14 protein-coding genes are annotated in these 16,095 nt (G+C 60.6%); 9 read left to right on the forward strand and 5 right to left on the reverse strand.

The features are described from left to right. The first annotated feature begins 420 nt into the window (after positions 1 to 420). The 4 genes from ACFOM8_RS20810 to ACFOM8_RS20825 all read left to right on the forward strand — a co-directional run bounded on the left by ACFOM8_RS20810 (position 421) and on the right by ACFOM8_RS20825 (position 3,533). Positions 421 to 1,734 (forward strand): cation:proton antiporter, encoded by a 1,314-nt coding sequence (locus tag ACFOM8_RS20810; protein ID WP_377764261.1) that lies wholly within the window; start codon positions 421 to 423, stop codon positions 1,732 to 1,734. A gap of 177 nt (positions 1,735 to 1,911) precedes the next feature. Beyond that, a complete protein-coding gene (locus tag ACFOM8_RS20815; RefSeq protein WP_377764262.1) occupies positions 1,912 to 2,826 on the forward strand; it encodes a PhnA-like protein in 915 nt (304 codons plus the stop codon). A 41-nt stretch (positions 2,827 to 2,867) separates the two neighbouring features. Beyond that, entirely contained in the window at positions 2,868 to 2,990 is a 123-nt protein-coding gene (locus ACFOM8_RS20820; RefSeq protein WP_377764264.1) for a hypothetical protein, read from the forward strand. Between the two features lie 195 nt (positions 2,991 to 3,185). Continuing rightward, a complete protein-coding gene (locus tag ACFOM8_RS20825) occupies positions 3,186 to 3,533 on the forward strand; it encodes a DUF883 family protein (RefSeq protein ID WP_143809892.1) in 348 nt (115 codons plus the stop codon). A 151-nt stretch (positions 3,534 to 3,684) separates the two neighbouring features. Here ACFOM8_RS20825 and ACFOM8_RS20830 read toward each other — a convergent pair whose 3' ends face one another. From ACFOM8_RS20830 to ACFOM8_RS20840, 3 genes are all read right to left on the reverse strand, one after another. Next, complete coding sequence (locus ACFOM8_RS20830) at positions 3,685 to 4,647, reverse strand: YsnF/AvaK domain-containing protein (RefSeq protein WP_377764265.1); 963 nt, start codon at positions 4,645 to 4,647, stop codon at positions 3,685 to 3,687. Then, positions 4,637 to 5,056 carry a YsnF/AvaK domain-containing protein gene (locus ACFOM8_RS20835; protein ID WP_377764267.1) on the reverse strand — a complete coding sequence of 140 codons (420 nt, stop codon included), beginning with the start codon at positions 5,054 to 5,056 and terminating at the stop codon, positions 4,637 to 4,639. Before ACFOM8_RS20835 ends, ACFOM8_RS20830 begins: the two co-directional genes overlap by 11 nt. 456 nt (positions 5,057 to 5,512) lie before the next feature. After that, positions 5,513 to 6,094 carry a phosphatase PAP2 family protein gene (locus ACFOM8_RS20840; protein ID WP_306610198.1) on the reverse strand — a complete coding sequence of 194 codons (582 nt, stop codon included), beginning with the start codon at positions 6,092 to 6,094 and terminating at the stop codon, positions 5,513 to 5,515. 254 nt (positions 6,095 to 6,348) lie between these two features. Here ACFOM8_RS20840 and ACFOM8_RS20845 point away from each other — a divergent pair, with 254 nt between their 5' ends. Both ACFOM8_RS20845 and ACFOM8_RS20850 read left to right on the forward strand, forming a co-directional pair. Beyond that, on the forward strand, positions 6,349 to 6,546 hold the full coding sequence (locus ACFOM8_RS20845) for a response regulator (RefSeq protein WP_377764268.1): 198 nt from the start codon (positions 6,349 to 6,351) through the stop codon (positions 6,544 to 6,546). Then, complete coding sequence (locus ACFOM8_RS20850) at positions 6,543 to 6,725, forward strand: hypothetical protein (RefSeq protein WP_377764270.1); 183 nt, start codon at positions 6,543 to 6,545, stop codon at positions 6,723 to 6,725. Before ACFOM8_RS20845 ends, ACFOM8_RS20850 begins: the two co-directional genes overlap by 4 nt. Before the next feature lie 91 nt (positions 6,726 to 6,816). Here the strand turns inward: ACFOM8_RS20850 and ACFOM8_RS20855 are convergent, their stop codons facing one another. Next, positions 6,817 to 8,790, reverse strand: a complete 1,974-nt coding sequence (locus ACFOM8_RS20855; RefSeq protein WP_377764271.1) for a PAS domain-containing protein — start codon at positions 8,788 to 8,790, stop codon at positions 6,817 to 6,819. A gap of 380 nt (positions 8,791 to 9,170) precedes the next feature. Here ACFOM8_RS20855 and ACFOM8_RS20860 point away from each other — a divergent pair, with 380 nt between their 5' ends. Both ACFOM8_RS20860 and ACFOM8_RS20865 read left to right on the forward strand, forming a co-directional pair. Next, positions 9,171 to 10,763: an FAD/NAD(P)-binding protein gene (locus ACFOM8_RS20860; protein ID WP_377764273.1), complete on the forward strand. Its 1,593-nt coding sequence runs from the start codon at positions 9,171 to 9,173 to the stop codon at positions 10,761 to 10,763. 133 nt (positions 10,764 to 10,896) lie between these two features. Next, the gene (locus ACFOM8_RS20865; RefSeq protein WP_377764275.1) at positions 10,897 to 12,486 is read left to right on the forward strand and encodes a CHASE domain-containing protein; all 1,590 of its coding nucleotides are present in this window, start codon (positions 10,897 to 10,899) and stop codon (positions 12,484 to 12,486) included. 848 nt (positions 12,487 to 13,334) lie between these two features. Here ACFOM8_RS20865 and ACFOM8_RS20870 read toward each other — a convergent pair. After that, entirely contained in the window at positions 13,335 to 14,381 is a 1,047-nt protein-coding gene (locus tag ACFOM8_RS20870) for an IS110 family transposase (protein WP_296222891.1), read from the reverse strand. A 215-nt stretch (positions 14,382 to 14,596) separates the two neighbouring features. On the opposite strand from ACFOM8_RS20870, the gene ACFOM8_RS20875 reads away from it, so the two are divergent. Next, positions 14,597 to 15,793: an IS256 family transposase gene (locus tag ACFOM8_RS20875; protein WP_347140733.1), complete on the forward strand. Its 1,197-nt coding sequence runs from the start codon at positions 14,597 to 14,599 to the stop codon at positions 15,791 to 15,793. The last annotated feature ends 302 nt before the right edge of the window (positions 15,794 to 16,095 follow it).

Raw genomic sequence — 16,095 nt, forward strand, 5'->3', positions numbered from 1 at the left:
GAAGTTCTGGCAGGCTTCAGCACCCGCCACGATACGCCGCCCTCTCAAACCCCGTCACCCATTTCCCCGCATAGCTCGGGCTGGGATGTGGAACAATGGCAGTACCGCCCCCGCGACCTCCGCGAAAGCAGGATCTAGGCGGCTTTGAGGATCTCAGCAACCACCGGGGTTGGTAACCAACGAGATCGCCCATTGCCACAGCAAGGCGTCCGAAGGAACACCGTATGGGTCATTTCAAGGATCCGCTTACAGGCAGGTAGGGAAGCATTCTCACCACTGACACGAGAAGCGCCCATTCTGGTCGGGTCTAGCTAAGCTGGACGAACAACGGTGCTGGGAGCACTGGCCCGGTTAACATAAATTGTCCGCCTTCTCGGGCTTCGGGAGTTAGCCAGAATCCCCGTTGCTGCGTTGACAGGCATGATGGAATGGTTTCACCCCGATCCCTACATCCTGGTGCTGACCGGAGCGGGATTTCTGATTGCCCTAGTGGCCTGGTTGCCGCTGGCGCTGCGGCGACTGCCCTTGTCGCTGCCCATCGTCTGCATCGGCCTAGGCGCCGCGCTGTTCTCGCTGCCGCAGGTGGGGCTTGATCCCTCACCCTTGGCCTATCCGAACATCACTGAGCGGTTCACGGAGTTCGTGGTCATCATCGCCCTGATGGGGGCGGGGCTGAAGCTCGACCGGGTGTTCGGGATCCGCCGCTGGCAGGTTGCGTGGCGGCTGATCCTCGTGACCATGCCGCTGGGCATCCTGGCCATCACGGTCCTGTTCGGCACCCTGGCGGGGTTGCCATGGATCGTCGCCCTGCTGCTGGGGGCGGTCCTGGCGCCCACCGATCCGGTGCTGGCTGCCGATGTCCAGGTCGGCCCCCCGAAAGGCGGCGAGGAGGACGAGGTCCGTTTCGGCCTGACTGCGGAGGCGGGACTGAACGACGGCGCGGCCTTTCCCTTCGTCAACTTGGCCATCGTTCTGGCGGCGGCCGGCACGGGAGAGCCATGGGCGGCCAAATGGCTGGGCTATCATGTCCTGTGGGAAATCGGCGCCGGCGTTGCCGGGGGATACCTGATCGGCCGCGCCTTCGGCTGGCTGACGTTCCGCATCCCGGCGGAAACCAAGCTGGCGCAGACGGGCGACGGCCTGATCGCCCTGGCGGCCACCTTCATCTCCTATGGCCTGACCGAGATGATCCATTCCTATGGCTTCCTGTCGGTCTTCGTGACCGCGCTGACCTTTCGCCATGCCCACCGCTCTCATGACTTCCACCGCGAGATGCACGATGTCACCGAACAGGTCGAGCGTCTGGCAATGATGGTCCTGCTGCTGCTGTTCGGCGGCGCCCTGGCGAACGGGCTGCTGAGTGCCTTGGTCTGGACGGACATCGTCGCGGCCCTGGTGATCCTGCTCGTGATCAGGCCGGTCACGGGGCTGATCGGCCTGGCGGGGCTGAAGGCGACCTGGAGCGAAAAACTGACGATCGCGTTTTTCGGCATCCGGGGCGTAGGATCGTTCTATTATCTGGCCTACGGTCTCAACAGCATGGAGATCGATGGAGCCGATCGCCTTTGGGCCGTCGTCGGGCTTGTAGTGGTGATCTCGGTCTTCCTGCACGGTCTGACCGTCACGCCGCTGATGCGCCTTCTGGACCGCAGCCACGGCCGCGACCCCGACGCGGAAGGCGTCCCGCCGCCGGGCTTGCAGGGACCGGGGGCAGGCGAAGACGCGTCGCGGTAAAGCGGTTGATCCGGACCAGAGCGACGAGTGCTCGGTGAGACATCTCTTTCCTGTGGACTCGAGACGGTGCGAAGCACCCGGCGCAATCGGAACGAAAGGGTATTTGGAAGGTTTAAACCTGCAGACTTTCCTCATACGCGCCGGATCCTGCCGTCGCCCTGCCAGAGGTTTCTAAAGATGAGCTATTCTTCCGGCGAACCCCCGCTGTCGACCGGGACTGCCTCGACGCATCCTAGTGCTTCCGAGGACGCCCACACCATCATGATCAACAAGGTGTCATGGGGCGCGATCTTCGCGGGCGTCGTAGTAGCCCTCGTGGTTCAGGTGCTTCTGACGATGCTGGGTGTGGGCATCGGGCTTGCAACGCTTGATCCAGGCACGGGTGACAATCCGGCCGCCTCGACCTTCTCGATCGCTGCAGGCATCTGGTATGTCCTTTCGGGCATCATTGCTTCGTTTGCCGGCGGCTACATCGCAGCCCGCATGTCGGGCAAGACGGTGCCAACGACAGGCGCCCTGCACGGGTTGACCACATGGGCATTCACGACCCTTCTGGTTCTTTACTTCCTTTCCACCACCATCGGCAGCCTGGTCGGCGGAGCCTTCAGCGGCATTTCCAGCGCCATTGGAGGGGTCAGCCAGACTGTGGCGCAAACGGCCGCGCCCGCGTTGGAAAACATCAATCCCCTGGACGAGATCGAAGCCCAGGTCCGCGCCACCGGGAACGATCCCGAGGCGCTCAACAACGCAGCAGTGAATGCAGCCCGCGCCCTGGTGACGGGTGACGAGGAGGGTCGCGACGAAGCCCGCCAGCAGGCGGCACAGGCCCTTGCCAATGCCCGCGGCATCCCGATCGAGGAAGCGAACGAACAGATAGTCCAGATCGAGCAGCGATATCAGCAGACGGTTGATCGGGTCCAGCAAAGGGCAACCGAGGCAGCGGATGCAGCGGCCTCGGGTGTCTCGACCGGTGCCATCCTGGCCTTCGTGGCACTTGTTCTGGGTGCCATAGCTGGCTGGCTGGGTGGCCGCTCAGGTGTCGTTCATCCGGTTTATGCCGATCGCGTGATCCCAACCCGCCACAGGCTCTGAGCAAATCTGAAACCAGAAGCCCCGCTGAAGCGGGGCTTTTCATGAAGCTCGTCGCCAGTCTTGGCCATCAGTTTGGTGGACGACCTGAATGGCAGAACGCTCATCCCGGCACATGCCTGGTGTTGGCGTTTCTTGTGCAGGAACGCTCGGCGCTGCAGATCTGAAGACGGGTAACATCCCTGCTGCTCCATCCTGCAATCCGCGACACCAAGTCCAACCCTGGTTCCAGAACCCCGCTGGCCCTTCATCCCGGCAGGTCCATACAGGTGATCATCAGGGTACCGTCGCTCGAGAGCAATGGAACACCAAGCTGTCCATCTTGTTATTGCTTTCAGCCAATCACCAAGAGGATAGACGCAATGACGCAAAGATCAGGTTTCCCGGAAAAGAATGAGGATGCCGCATCTCCAAGCGAAGGAACGCCAGACCTGCGGGACGACACCATGAGCTTTGTTGAGAAGGCATCCACGCTGGCAAGCGATGCTGTGGAGGGTTTGCGAGGGTCTGTTCAAGAGGTCAGGGCAGCCGGACAAGACTACGCCGGAAAAGCATTGGACATAGGCAAAAGGAAAGCTGAAGAGGCTGCCTTTTATACTGAGTTGGGCTATGAAGAAGCAATCGACTATGTTCGGCAAAGACCGATTGCTGCCCTGAGCATGGCAATGGGCATCGGCCTTGTTCTCGGTCTTGCGACCGCACGCCGCTAATCACTGCCTGTAGCGTATTGCGTGAAATCCTTTCGGAGGCCCCTCTGATCCTTAATCCATAAGGATAGTTTTTTTAGAGCGCTGATCAAAGCTCTCGACTAAAGAAGAGGCCCCGCACTTGCGGGGCCAAATCATGTGATCAAATCAAGCCTCAGGGCTTGCGATTGTCATGATCCCGGCTTCCCACTTCGGGGTCCAGACCTTGGCGGTTCGGCCCATCACGATCGTCGTCGATCTCGACTTCGGTGCGTCGGACGGTGTCCGAGACTGTTTCGCGGTGGGTTTCGCTGGTCTTGCGGAGTTCGATCTCCTCGACCACGCGGGCTTCCTTTTGAACGACCGCTTCTTCGCGGTATTCTTCAGCTTCGATCGTGCGGTCCTGGAAAGCAGTATCCGCGTTTGTCAGGGGACGGTCGACAGGCCGGCGCTCGACCTCAACTCGCTCCTCGCGCAGGTCGACGCTTTCGCTGACGGGCTCTTCGACGGTATAGGCGCGAACCCGGACACGGCCATGCCCGGTTTCGCGCTTGCCGACGCGAAGACGTTCCTCCACGATGGGGATCGTCTCGTCTCCGCGCAGATCCCGACCTTGCCGCAAGGACGCATCAGCGCCCGTGCTGTCCTCGTCAACATAGGGACTGTCCAGATCACCCGTTGCACCCGCACGGGCGCCATAGGCGGATGCCGTGCTGTCCGAGGCATAGCTGCTGGACTGGTAATCGCTCCAGCCCTCTGAGCGCCAGCTTTCTTCACGCTCTTCAAGATTGATGCTGCCTTCGTCGTCGAGGATATCCAGAGCGGTCTCGTAATCGGCCCCGGACAGCCCTGTCACGGTCACCAGGTAGCCGCCGCGCGACAGCCCTTCGGCATAGGAATACCGATCTTCATCGGGAAAAAAGAAGTCCTCGAGACTATCCCAAAAACCTTTGTTGCGATCTTCAACGGCATCCGTGCGAGAAGCAGTGTCACTCCCCCCCGCCACCTGCCGGATGCGCTCCGAGGTTATCCCGGCCTGATTCAGCCGCTCGACCGCGCGCTGCGCCTCGGCCTGGCTATCGAACATGGCAGAAACGGACAGCGTGCCGGAAGCACCGAGTTCATTCTCATAGGTCATCTTGATCGTCCTTTTCAGGGGGCTGCTCCAGCTCGGCGGGCAAGCGCTCGATCTGGACGGTTTGGCGACGGGTTGTCGCGGGCACGTCAACTGTCTCTTTATGTTCGATACGGCGAACATGGATTTCTTCACGAAGATAGAGTTCGCGCGTAACGACCAAGCGCTCTTCGACCACGGGGATGATGGTCACTTCGCCTTCCGTCACGACGTCCGGGATTGTCTCGATCCGACGGTCAATCGGCACCCGGACCACATCAACCTCAACGCTCGCAAGGTCAGTCGGCAGGAGATGATTGATCTCCTCAGTCTGGGTGACAATCCTGACACGGCCACTGACAACCTGCCGGGTCGAGACAGTGGCTGTTTCTTCAACAACGGGAATGAAATCGCGCTCAGTTTCGTCAGCCATTCTCGTCCCCGTCGTCAGCAATGATCAACGGACAGACAGGAATTGCGTTCCGCAAAATTTGATCCCGTGGGGCGCAATCATTAACAGAGAGGCTTGCAGCAGACTGGGGCAAGATCAGAGAAAAGATACTGGCCAAGCGGATGAAGAGGGAACGGATTTGACTTGAAAAGAACAAAGCCTTGTGACCGCGGGGCAGGAGGAAATCCGACCGCCGCGCCCCATGCTTTATTTTTGCCAACGCCAATGGGTTTCAGCATCAAAAAGGCATGATGTGATTGTCTTGATGAAGACTGACGTCATCAGACGACCAGAGCCAGGCTCGCGCTCCCACATCGCACCCGCATCTCGCGTTCATTTCCCGACCGACACCATCGCAGCATTATTTGTTGAGGCGGGGTAGGGGTCTTGGCTGTTCGGTTTTGTTCATAGCCAGCACGATAGCCGCAGAAGGTCCGTTCATTTTTCGGGATAAAGCCTTTTCACGATCATTGCCGCAGAGAGGCCAAGAAGGGTCCCTGCAGCAATGTCGATCGGGTAGTGCTTGGCACGCGGCACCTGAACACCTGCAATCAGGCTGGCTGTCAGGAAAGCCGGAACGGCCGTCTTTGGGATATCGGAGGCTATGATCGCTGCGACAGCAACAGCACCGGCTGTATGGCCTGAGGGAAAGGAGGTGTCGTGACCGCCTTCGGTTTCCCCGGGCTCGCAAACATAGTCCTCTCCGTCCAGAACCACACCTGGTCTTGTTCGTCGAAACCGGTTCTTGATGGCCCTCTTGATACTGTTTGCCAGCACATGGGCAGCCATCATCCGCACGCCCGTTCGGGCCAGGTGGGGACGATCGGAGATGAGCCCGGCCGTCAAGACGCCGCCACAGACCAGGGACAGAGGGACCTGATCCGCGATCTCACTCACCAAGCCCAATGACGTGACTACGGGATGATGGCGAAAGCGGCCAGCGTCTTGCGCCATTGTTTTGTCAGCTTCCTCGATCGCCCTGACCGTGTCCGGGACTGACTGCTCATCGTTCTTGGTCATGCCGCTATCTTTTCGTGATCTTTGCTGCTGGAAATGACCGCGTATAACCGCCCCGCTGTCGGCACAGTTCCGTAAACACATACCAACCGCCGGGAAAACCCCCGTGTGATAACGTTTCTTCGAACAGATAAAATCTCATAATCTAAAGCGCTCATCATGGCAGGTGTGCCAACACCGGATCAATCTGTCGGCATCTTGGAACTGCAACGGCTCTGCAGCCCTTCTCCCGCAGACCGAGAAGGGACTCTCAGATCATGGACCGTTTTGAACGATATGCTCTGGTGGCGGACGATGAGCCGCTCATCCGGATGGATGTTCAGGCCATCCTGACCAAGGCAGGGTTTCAGGTGCTGACCGCCGCCGGAGCTGAAGAGGCTCTGGACATCCTGCTCCGCCGCAGCCCAAAGATTGAACTGCTCTTTACCGATGTCCAGATGCCCCGGGAAAGATGACCGGCTACGACCTGGCCCGGCGCTGCGCCCGTGACATGCCGGACATCGCGATCCTGGTCGCTTCTGGCGCACAACCGCCCGAGCCCGATACCCTGCCTGAGGCGGCCCTGTTCCTTGATAAGCCCTTCAGTCCTGATCAGATCCTGCGGTGTCTATCCCAGCTTCTCCCCAACCGCTGAAGACGAAGGCCAGCAGAATGGCCACGCCAGAGGACAGGGCTTTCCCCTGAACCTGCTTTTCCCCGGAACGAACGTTGTCCCAAGGCAGCGGCTAGGCCGTCTCCACTTCTGCCGACACCGTGAACTGCGCTCCTTGGGCGGTGTTGATCGCTTCGACCGTGGCATCCAACTGGCTGCTCAGCGACACGATCAGGCGCATGCCGAGGCCTGCCTGGCTCCTCATGTCAAAGCCCTCAGGCAACCCACGACCATGGTCTGCCACGACAAGCGTGTAGCCTCCCTTGTCCTGGCTTGGTCCGAAGTGAACCTGGATCGGGACGGGCTCGTCTCCGCGCCGTGCATGCTTCAGGGCATTGGTGAGTAGCTCGCTCGCAATCAGTCCGAGCGGCAGCGCCTGATCGATAGGCAGGAGCATCGTCATGGCCTCGACCGTGATCTGCGCGTTTCCAGAGCCCAATGAGGATGCGATATCTTCTGTCAGACGCTGCAGGTATCCCCCGAACTCAACCGTATCCATGTTCGCCGAGCGGTAAAGCTGCTCGTGGATACGGGCCACGCTCAGAACACGGGTCGAAGCCTCGGCCAAGGCGTCCTTTGCCTCTCGCGATGACACGGCCCGCTCCTGCATGCGCAGCAGCCCCCCGACCATGGACAGGCTGTTCTTGATGCGGTGATCGATCTCACGGGATAGAAGATCCTTGTCGGCCAGGGCACGCCGCAGTCGCTCTTCCGCCACGACATGGGTGGTGACATCCTGCACGATGCCGACCAGACGCACGGGGCGCCCTTCGGCAAAGGTCGTCCGTCCGTAGGCAGCAACCCATCGGGTGTCTTTGTCCGAACGGCGCAGGACACGATACTGGGCCGCAGAGCGTCCATCGCCCTGCGGATCGAGCGCTTGATCAAGCGCGGCCTGCATCGCTGCCTGGTCCTCGGGATGTATGCCATCCGCGAAGGTCGCAAAGCTGACCGGCTCCTCGGCCCCAATGCCCCAGATGTCGCGGATGCGCCCGTCCCATTCGATTGTGCCGGTGACCAGGTCATGGTCGAAAAGCCCGAGCGCCGCCGCATCGACCGCAATGCTGAGACGCTCCTCGCTCTGGGCCACAGCCTGCTCAGCAAGCTTGCGCTCGTGGATATCCTCTGATGCGCCATACCACATGGGAATCCCGCCCCGCGCATCTTGCCAAGGATGGGCATGGCTGCGCATCCAGCGATAATCGCCATTCGCCATGCGGACGCGCTGTTCGATGTCAAAGGACGTGCCCGTCTCGATGGCGTGCCTCCAAGCCGAAAGGGAGGCAGAGCGATCATCGGGATGGATCGCTTCAAGCCAACCCTCTCCTTCGGCGTCCTGAAGCGTCAGGCCTGTCAGGTCGAGCCATCGCTCGTTGAACTCGACAATTTGCCCCTCTGCATTGGCCGCCCAGGGGATCTGCGGGTTGAGTTCGACCGCGCGCCGCAGATGAGCCTCCCGCTGGGCCAGTTCGTGGCCAAGCTCCTCGATCCTGCTGCGTGCTGCCTCCTTGTCGATGGCCACGCCAAGCGTGTTGGCGAGCGCCTGCAGAAAATGGATGTCATGCGGATTGAACGCGCCGGGATCGCGGCTATCGGCCTCGAGAACCCCGAAGGGCGTGCCTTCACCCTGGATGATCACGTTGACCGCGCGCTTGACCCCGTGGTCCGCCATCAGCTTCGGGGTGCGGAAGCGCTTTTCTTCTGAGAGATGGTTGGAAATCACCGGCTCGCCTGTCTTGAAGGCGTAGCCTGCGGGGCTTTCCAGATCCGCTCCGATCCGGGCATGTCCGACCAACCCGGGCCTCCAGCCGATCCCCGCGCGCAGAAGAAGAGCGTTCTCCTTGGGCAAGGGTTCGAGCACCTTTGCAAAGCCCACTTCAAGCCCATCCGCTGCAATGCGACAAGCTTCATCCAGGATGGCTTGCAACGTATTGTTCTTGAGGGCGAAGCGGCCGAATTCAGCAATCAGCGCCTGTTGGGCCAGACGCCGTTCAAGCTCAGGAACAGGCGGGTTGGGAGAGTCGTCGGCCGGGGTCTCTGCGATCATGACCGTTCCAATATCACCGCGAGAATACAGGGAACAAGAAGAGAACCCCGTATCCTCGTCAAGGGGTTTTCACAAGATGCCTCGTGTCGCGAGACTGCCTGGCTCTGCAAGGTCCTTCTCGACAGCGCACATGATCGGCGCAGGCGTGTCCTCTTCTCGTGCTTACCTGTATGAGTTGCTGCCTTTGGGCGACGGTTCCAGGGCGGACCTCCTTATGGATGGAGACCAACCGGCGAGTGATGATGCTATCGGCGCGACACACCTGAAAATCAGGTCGCCAACGTCTTGGAACCCCGCTTCAAGATGTGCATTTCGCTGCAACGGATCTTCCGACCAATCGGGATTGCAAAGCCTGTGGGCTGCTCCAAGGGAAAGTTCAGATGACGGCACGACGAGCAGTTGCGATTATCGGCACAGGCCCTACCGGGATCTACAGTCTGAAACACCTGCTCGGCGCCGGGCTTCCCCTTGATGTCACGCTTTATGAGCGTGGTCCGCGTGCAGGGATCGGCATGCCCTATTCGCCACAGACGGCCAACAAGTCGATGCTGGCCAATATCGCCAGCATCGAGATCCCGCCGGTCGTCAGCACTTACCTGGAATGGCTCGAGGCGCAGCCGCCGGCACGACTGGCATCCTACGGCCTCGACCCAGAGGATCTGGACGACCGTCAGTTCACGCCGCGGCTTTTGCTGGGCGAATACTTCCGCGATCAACTGCTCGACCTGGTGGAGGACGCCCGGGCTGCGGGCCACAGGATCGCCATCCATGAAAACACCGAGGTTCTGGACATCGGAACGGGTGAAGAGGGACTGACCGCGACGACCCTTGCTGTCCGGGATGGTCCGTTCGACCGGGTAATCGTGGCAACAGGGCACCAGTTCCCTGATGTCGATGAGGCCACGCGGACCTACTTTCCGAGTCCCTGGTCAGGGCTGATCGAGGCGGCCATTCCCGCGGTCAGGGTCGGGATCATGGGAACCTCGCTCAGCTCGATCGACGCGGCCATGGCCGTGGTCAACCAGCATGGGCGGTTTCGCAGCAGGAATGGCACGCTCCGTTTCGATCTGGACCCAGCCTCGTCCGACCTCGAGGTCGTTCTGATGTCGCGCACCGGCGTGCTGCCCGAAGCGGATTTTTATTGTCCCATCCCCTATGAGCCTTTGACGTTTGTCACCGGCCCCGCACTGGCGGCGTGTCTCAAGACCTCAAAGCCCCTTGATGCGGCCTTCGATCTCATCAAGGACGAGATCACGCAAGCCGACCCTGCCTTCGCCCTGCGCCTCGGGTTGAAAAGCCTGACGGCCGACAGCTTCCCAAATGCCTACTTTGCAAGCCGTGAAACCTCCGATCCTTTCGAGTGGGCAAGGCGCAACCTCCAAGAGGTCGAATACAACAAGGCACACAAGATCACCGTTGCCTGGCGCTATGCCCTGTTGCGCATACATGAGGAGGTCGAAGACATTGTTGCCGATCTGCCAGAGGCCGACCGCGAGCGGTTCGACAGCGGTCTGAAGAAGGTCTTTGTCGACAACTATGCTGCTGTGCCTTCCGAATCCATTCGCCGTCTGTTGGCGCTGCGAGATGCGGGCATTCTCTCCTTGTTGACACTGGGGGAGGATTACGAGCTCGATCGGGAAGAAAGCGTCACCAGGATCACACGGCGCGACGGCCAAGTGGACACCTTTGAAGTCTTCATCGACGCCAGGGGACAAAAGGCGCTGACCTCCGAAGACCTGCCTTTTCCGAGCCTGCGGCGGACGCTTCTGGAGAACGGCCAGGAGATCCCGGATGTGTCTCAGGACTACAGCCTGATCGAGGCCGGTTCGTATACCGGCCGGCTATGCCTCGCGGCTCTTCCTTACCTGATGCATGACAGACCGTTTGTTCAGGGCATCACCGCATGTGCTGACATTGCCGAGGCAATTGCAACGGGACTGACAACGCGCCGGCGGCGGCGATTGGTCTCGTGATCTGCCACAAACCACGGTCTTGCGGCAGGGAAGCTGTCAAACGTGACTAACGTTCTGACTGGCACCAACTCCCTTCAGTCCTGATTTGTTGGACTTCGACCACCGAGGCCTTTACTCAACCCCGATGCGCCCGATGTCCCGACTTCCGCTTGCCGTTGCAACAATCCTGTCATTGGTCGGCACAGGACTGACCTGGAACATTTATCGTATCGAAGTGACGGCCCAACAGGCCGCGTTTGATGTGCTTGCCCAGCGAACGGCGCGGCGGGTCGAAATCAGGATCAGGCAGCACATCGCCCTCTTGACGGCAACGCGCGCATTTCTTGAAACCCACCCCGGATCTCGGAAGCGCGAGGTCTTTGCGGCCTTTGTAGCGGGGCTGGATTTGCAGGGGCAATATGCAGGTCTCCAGGGCATCGGTCTCGCGCAACTGCTTCCGCCCGCCACTGATGACAGCATCGAAGCCAGCCTCAGAAACAACTATGGCGCCTTTGTGGAGGTTTGGCCCGATCCTGTTCCTGGATTGCGGACTGCCATAGTCCTCCTGGAGCCCCACGACGCCCGAAACCACGCGGCCCTGGGTTTTGACATGTCTACCGAGGCCCACCGCCGAAGAGCCATGCTCCAGGCCCTGGAAAAGGGTGAGCCCGTGGCCACCGCCCCGGTCGAGCTTGTCCAGGAAATCACCCACGACGTGCAGGCCGGTATTCTGATCTACATGCCGCTCCCCAAGACGGATCGCACAGGACCAGAGGGCTTTGTCTACGCCCCCCTGCGCATGGGCGATCTCTTCACTGCGGCCCTTGCCGGCAGCGATCTTCCCATCGAACTCCGTGTGGAGGATGCCCTGACCCCGGACCGGCCACTCTTCGAAAGCCAGGGCTACCCAACTGCTGCGGCCGGCGAGGCCCTGGCGAGCGAGAACCGCCTCCAGATCGCAGGACGAGACTGGATTTTATCGGCAAGGCCGGGGTCTGAGTTCGATGATGACGGTCCTCTGCGCGACACATTCGTGAGCGGGATCATCTTTACGCTCCTCGTCCTGACCACAACTTTCGCAGTGTACTGGCAGGGCTTGGCCATTGAGCGATCGCGTGCTCTCGCACAAATGGCGCGGAGTAATGCTGAGCAAAAGGATCTGCTCATGCGCGAGATGGTCCACCGGCTCAAGAACATGCTGGCCCGCGTATCAGGCATTGCGCGACAAACAGCGCGTGAAACATCCGACAAGACCGAAATGGTCAGCCGCCTGACTGCGCGGCTCCAAGCCATGGCAGCCGCGCAGGATCTGCTCATCGCCTCAGGCACGGACGCCACCACTCTCGAGGATCTTCTTTGTGCAGAGACCGATCAGATCGGGCAAATATCAACCAGGCTTTCAGGGCCAGCGGTGGTCCTTACTGCCCAGCAGACGCACGCGCTCGCCTTGGTGTTTCATGAGCTTGCCACCAATGCGCTCAAATACGGGGCGGGCATACAGGAGAAAGGCAGGCTCGACATCAATTGGGCGGTGGAGCAGCGACAAGAAGGGCATCAACTCCGGCTTCTGTGGCAGGAGAACATATCCCTCACGGCAACCCCGATGTCCGGGCCTGGATCTGGCTCAAGTTCCGGTTTCGGCACGCGCCTTTTGGCCCTCATGGTTGAAGAAGAACTGAGTGGAACGATCGAACGCCGTTTCAGCGACGGGGAATTGACAGTCGAAATCCGGGTTCCCCTGTGACGATCAAGATGATCCCGAACCAGTATCTGACAGATGGCTGGTTTTTCCGAAAGCCCGGTTGGCGTAGTTCAAGGACAGGGATCGGCAGACCTCAGTAAAATCATTTGATACATTGATGTTAATTCGAAGCGCTGCCCAATGGCTGATCATGATCCCCTTGGTCGCCATCCTGTATCGCAGTGAAGCCACCACGGCTTCAGTGAGCGCAGCTTCCCGGCTTGGTCTATGGGCTCTGCGACAAACGAACCGTCTCCATTTTCGAGTGGGCTGCGGACAGTCGGATCGCCTTGCATGCGGTCTCGCCGCACCAGATTCTGACCGTCTTGATGCACTGCGCTCAAAAGCTCTGAAGGCCAAGGCATGTGGAAACGGGCAGGCGCCTCGGTCCGTAGCGGCTGGCATGAGTGCCAGGCGAAATCGGTGGCCAGCCTTGTACGCCAAGGCGAGGGGAAGCAAGGCGGAGGACCATCAGCGAGGCAAGGCGCGCAATCACGATGGCTAATCCTGCCGCTTGCGTTCGCTCAGACCGATCAGGTTGCCCATGAGGTTATACTGACATACAAATAACGACGAACTTAGGAGAGTTGGTGCAAGGGCTGTGTCCCATGTGGTTCTCTAATCGCCTTCGTCAAGGACTGACCTTTCTACGTTTCATCCTGCGCGCCGGGCTCTGTGGTTCTCTCCGCGGTCACCGCGCCGGATGCCGCATGTTTGCGTTCAGGGTCGGGTGGATCGAAGTGGTGTGCGCGGTCTTTGCCGCAGTCTCGGGAACGATCTCACCCGCGCCGCGCGTCCCGGCTGGACGCATTCTGTTGCGCTGATGTCAGCGACGGTGCAGCTGTGCGACTTCAGGCCATGGCTGCTTCCTCTTGGAAGGGCGTGTTGGTGCGCCACATGGCATGCAGCGTTACGGCCAGCTTCCGCGCCAGTGCAACCTTGGCCTTCCGTGGCCCGGTTCTGTCGGCAACTGTCTTTGCCCAGTTGCGCAGGCGGGAGCCGCCAAGCTTCCGGCAGAAGATTGCATTCGCTGCTTCGAACAGGCATTTCCGGGTAAACCTGTCGCCGCGCTTTGACACCCGTCCGTTCCGGCTGATCTCCCCCGACTCATATCGCTTCGGCGTCAGTCCGAGATAGGCGCCTGCGCTGGAGGACCGCCGGAACCGCGCGGCGTCGTCGAAGGCTGCAACAACCGCCATGGCGGTGATTGGTCCGACACCGGGGGCGGTCATCAGCAGCCTGACTGTCGCATGCCGCTTGGCGATCGCACGGATCCGGCTGTCGAGCGCGGCAATACGGGCCAGGATATCACGCCGGGCATGGAGCAAGGTCTCAAAGATGGGGACAAGATCAGGGGCAATTGCCAGTTCCTTTGAGATGATCTCCTCCGCACGCCGCTTGAACCCGCCAACCCGTTTGCCGAACATGACGCCAAAGGTCTTCAGCAGACCCCGGATCTCGTTCTCCAGCTTGACCCGCATGCCAACCAGGGTCTCGCGCGCCGTGAGCATTGCCCGGTTGGCATAGGCCTCATGGCTCTTGATCTGCACTGCCTTGAACCAACCAGTGCGAACGATCTGCGCCAGGCCTCTGGCATCATGCCGGTCGGTCTTGTTGGGCATCATCTTCAACACCCCGTTCGCGTGCCGCGCATCGATGCAGATGATTGGCACCTGCCGTGCGGTCAGCGCGTTCCAGAGCCAGACGGCCAATGGTCCGGTTTCCATGCCGACCCGTTGGAGGCCATCCCCCCGCGCCATCAGCCAAGCGGCGATCCTGTCTGGGCAGGTTGGCACTTTTGCCTCTGCCAGGATCGTGCCGTCCTGACACACCATGCAGATCGCCGTCTCCTCCTGCGACACATCCAACGCAGCAAAAACACCCATCGTATCCTCCATGTGCAAGACTTCGGCGAATGCCAAAGCAACGGAGCCATACTGCCCGAAGCAACCAAAGCAGTGGGGCGTGGCGATTACGCTAAGTGGTGTAGGAGGCCGCGCGCGGAGCCTTTGGCGTAGCGCGAGCCGCGCGGCCGTAGGTAACGCTGGCGGTCATCGCCGATCTTCGGAGTAGGTTTGGGTTGCAAGACCTGAAACCTGGAATGGAGACGACGATGACCAATGACAGAATGGCGCTTATCGAGCTGGTTGAGAAGCAGGCTGATGGCGATCTCGTGCGCGAGATGCTGGCCTTTGCGGCCGAGCGGATCATGGAAGCCGAAGTTGAGGCGCGGACCGGGGCTGCCAAGGGGGCGCGAACGGCCCTGCGGGAGGTTCAGCGCAACGGATACCGCGACCGCGATTGGGACACCCGGGCCGGGCGGATCACGCTGGAGATCCCGAAGCTCCGGAAGGGCAGCTACTTTCCCAGCTTTCTGGAACCGCGCCGCACAGCCGAGAAGGCCTTGGTGGCGGTGATCCAAGAGGCTTATGTTCACGGTGTCTCAACCCGCTCGGTCGACGACCTGGTCAAGGCCATGGGCGCGGGCGGGATGTCCAAGAGCCAGGTCAGCCGCCTCTGCGCCGAGATCGATGAGCGGGTGAACGCGTTCCTGAGCCGTCCGTTGGAGGGCGCGTGGCCCTATCTGTGGCTCGACGCGACCTATCTGAAGGTGCGCGAAGGCGGGCGGATTGTCAGCCACGCCGTGATAATCGCCGTCGGGGTCAACGAGGACGGCAAGCGCGAGGTGCTGGGGGTCGCGACTGGCCTCTCTGAGGCCGAGGCATTCTGGATAGAGTTCCTGCGATCCCTTGCCGACCGCGGTTTGCGCGGCGTGAAGCTGGTAATCGCCGACGACCACAAGGGTCTGCGGGCCGCCGCGCGCCGGGTCTTCAATGCAACCCACCAGAGATGCCGGGTTCATTGGATGCGCAACGCCTTGGCCCATGCTCCAGCCAAGAGCCGCACCGCCATGGCGGCGATGCTGAAGACGATCTTCGCCCAGGAAACCAAGGCCGAGGCGGAAAAGCAGTGGGATATCGTCGCGGATGCATTGCGTGAGAAGCAGCCGAAGCTGGGCGCCCTGATGGACGCCTCCCGTGACGATGTGCTGGCCTACATGTCCTTCCCCCGCGAACACTGGGCTCAGATCGCCAGCACAAATCCACTGGAACGGGTGAACCGCGAGGTGAAGCGACGCGCTGACGTGATCGGCATCTTTCCGAACGACGATGCAGTCATTCGTCTCGTCGGCGCGCTGATGCTCGAGACAAACGACGAATGGACCGTCGCCCGGCGCTATATGAGCCTTGAAACGCTCGCCCGCGTCACCGACAATCCCAACGTCAGGCTGCCCGCCGTGGCATCCTGATCGAACCCTGACCTTTCCGGAGGTCGGCGCTCATACACCATGCCCTGGGGCACTATCTGGTGCAAGTGCCAGCCACGCATGTGGGACTCCTTCCTAGCCACGCTCAAAAGCCCAAACTTTGGCACCACTCATGGAGACTTCACGTAAGGGAGCAGACAAACGGCATCCTGTAAACGGGCGTCAATCCTTCACAAAGAAACTCATCTTAACTGTTAGCTACCAGATAGTGTAGCTGATGCCATTGGACGCGGTGAGATAAGTTAAGCTCCACAAGGCGGGGCGATACATGCTGCAATTATGAC

It is taken from the genome of Paracoccus angustae, from assembly GCF_042648745.1.
GTDB lineage: Bacteria > Pseudomonadota > Alphaproteobacteria > Rhodobacterales > Rhodobacteraceae > Paracoccus > Paracoccus angustae.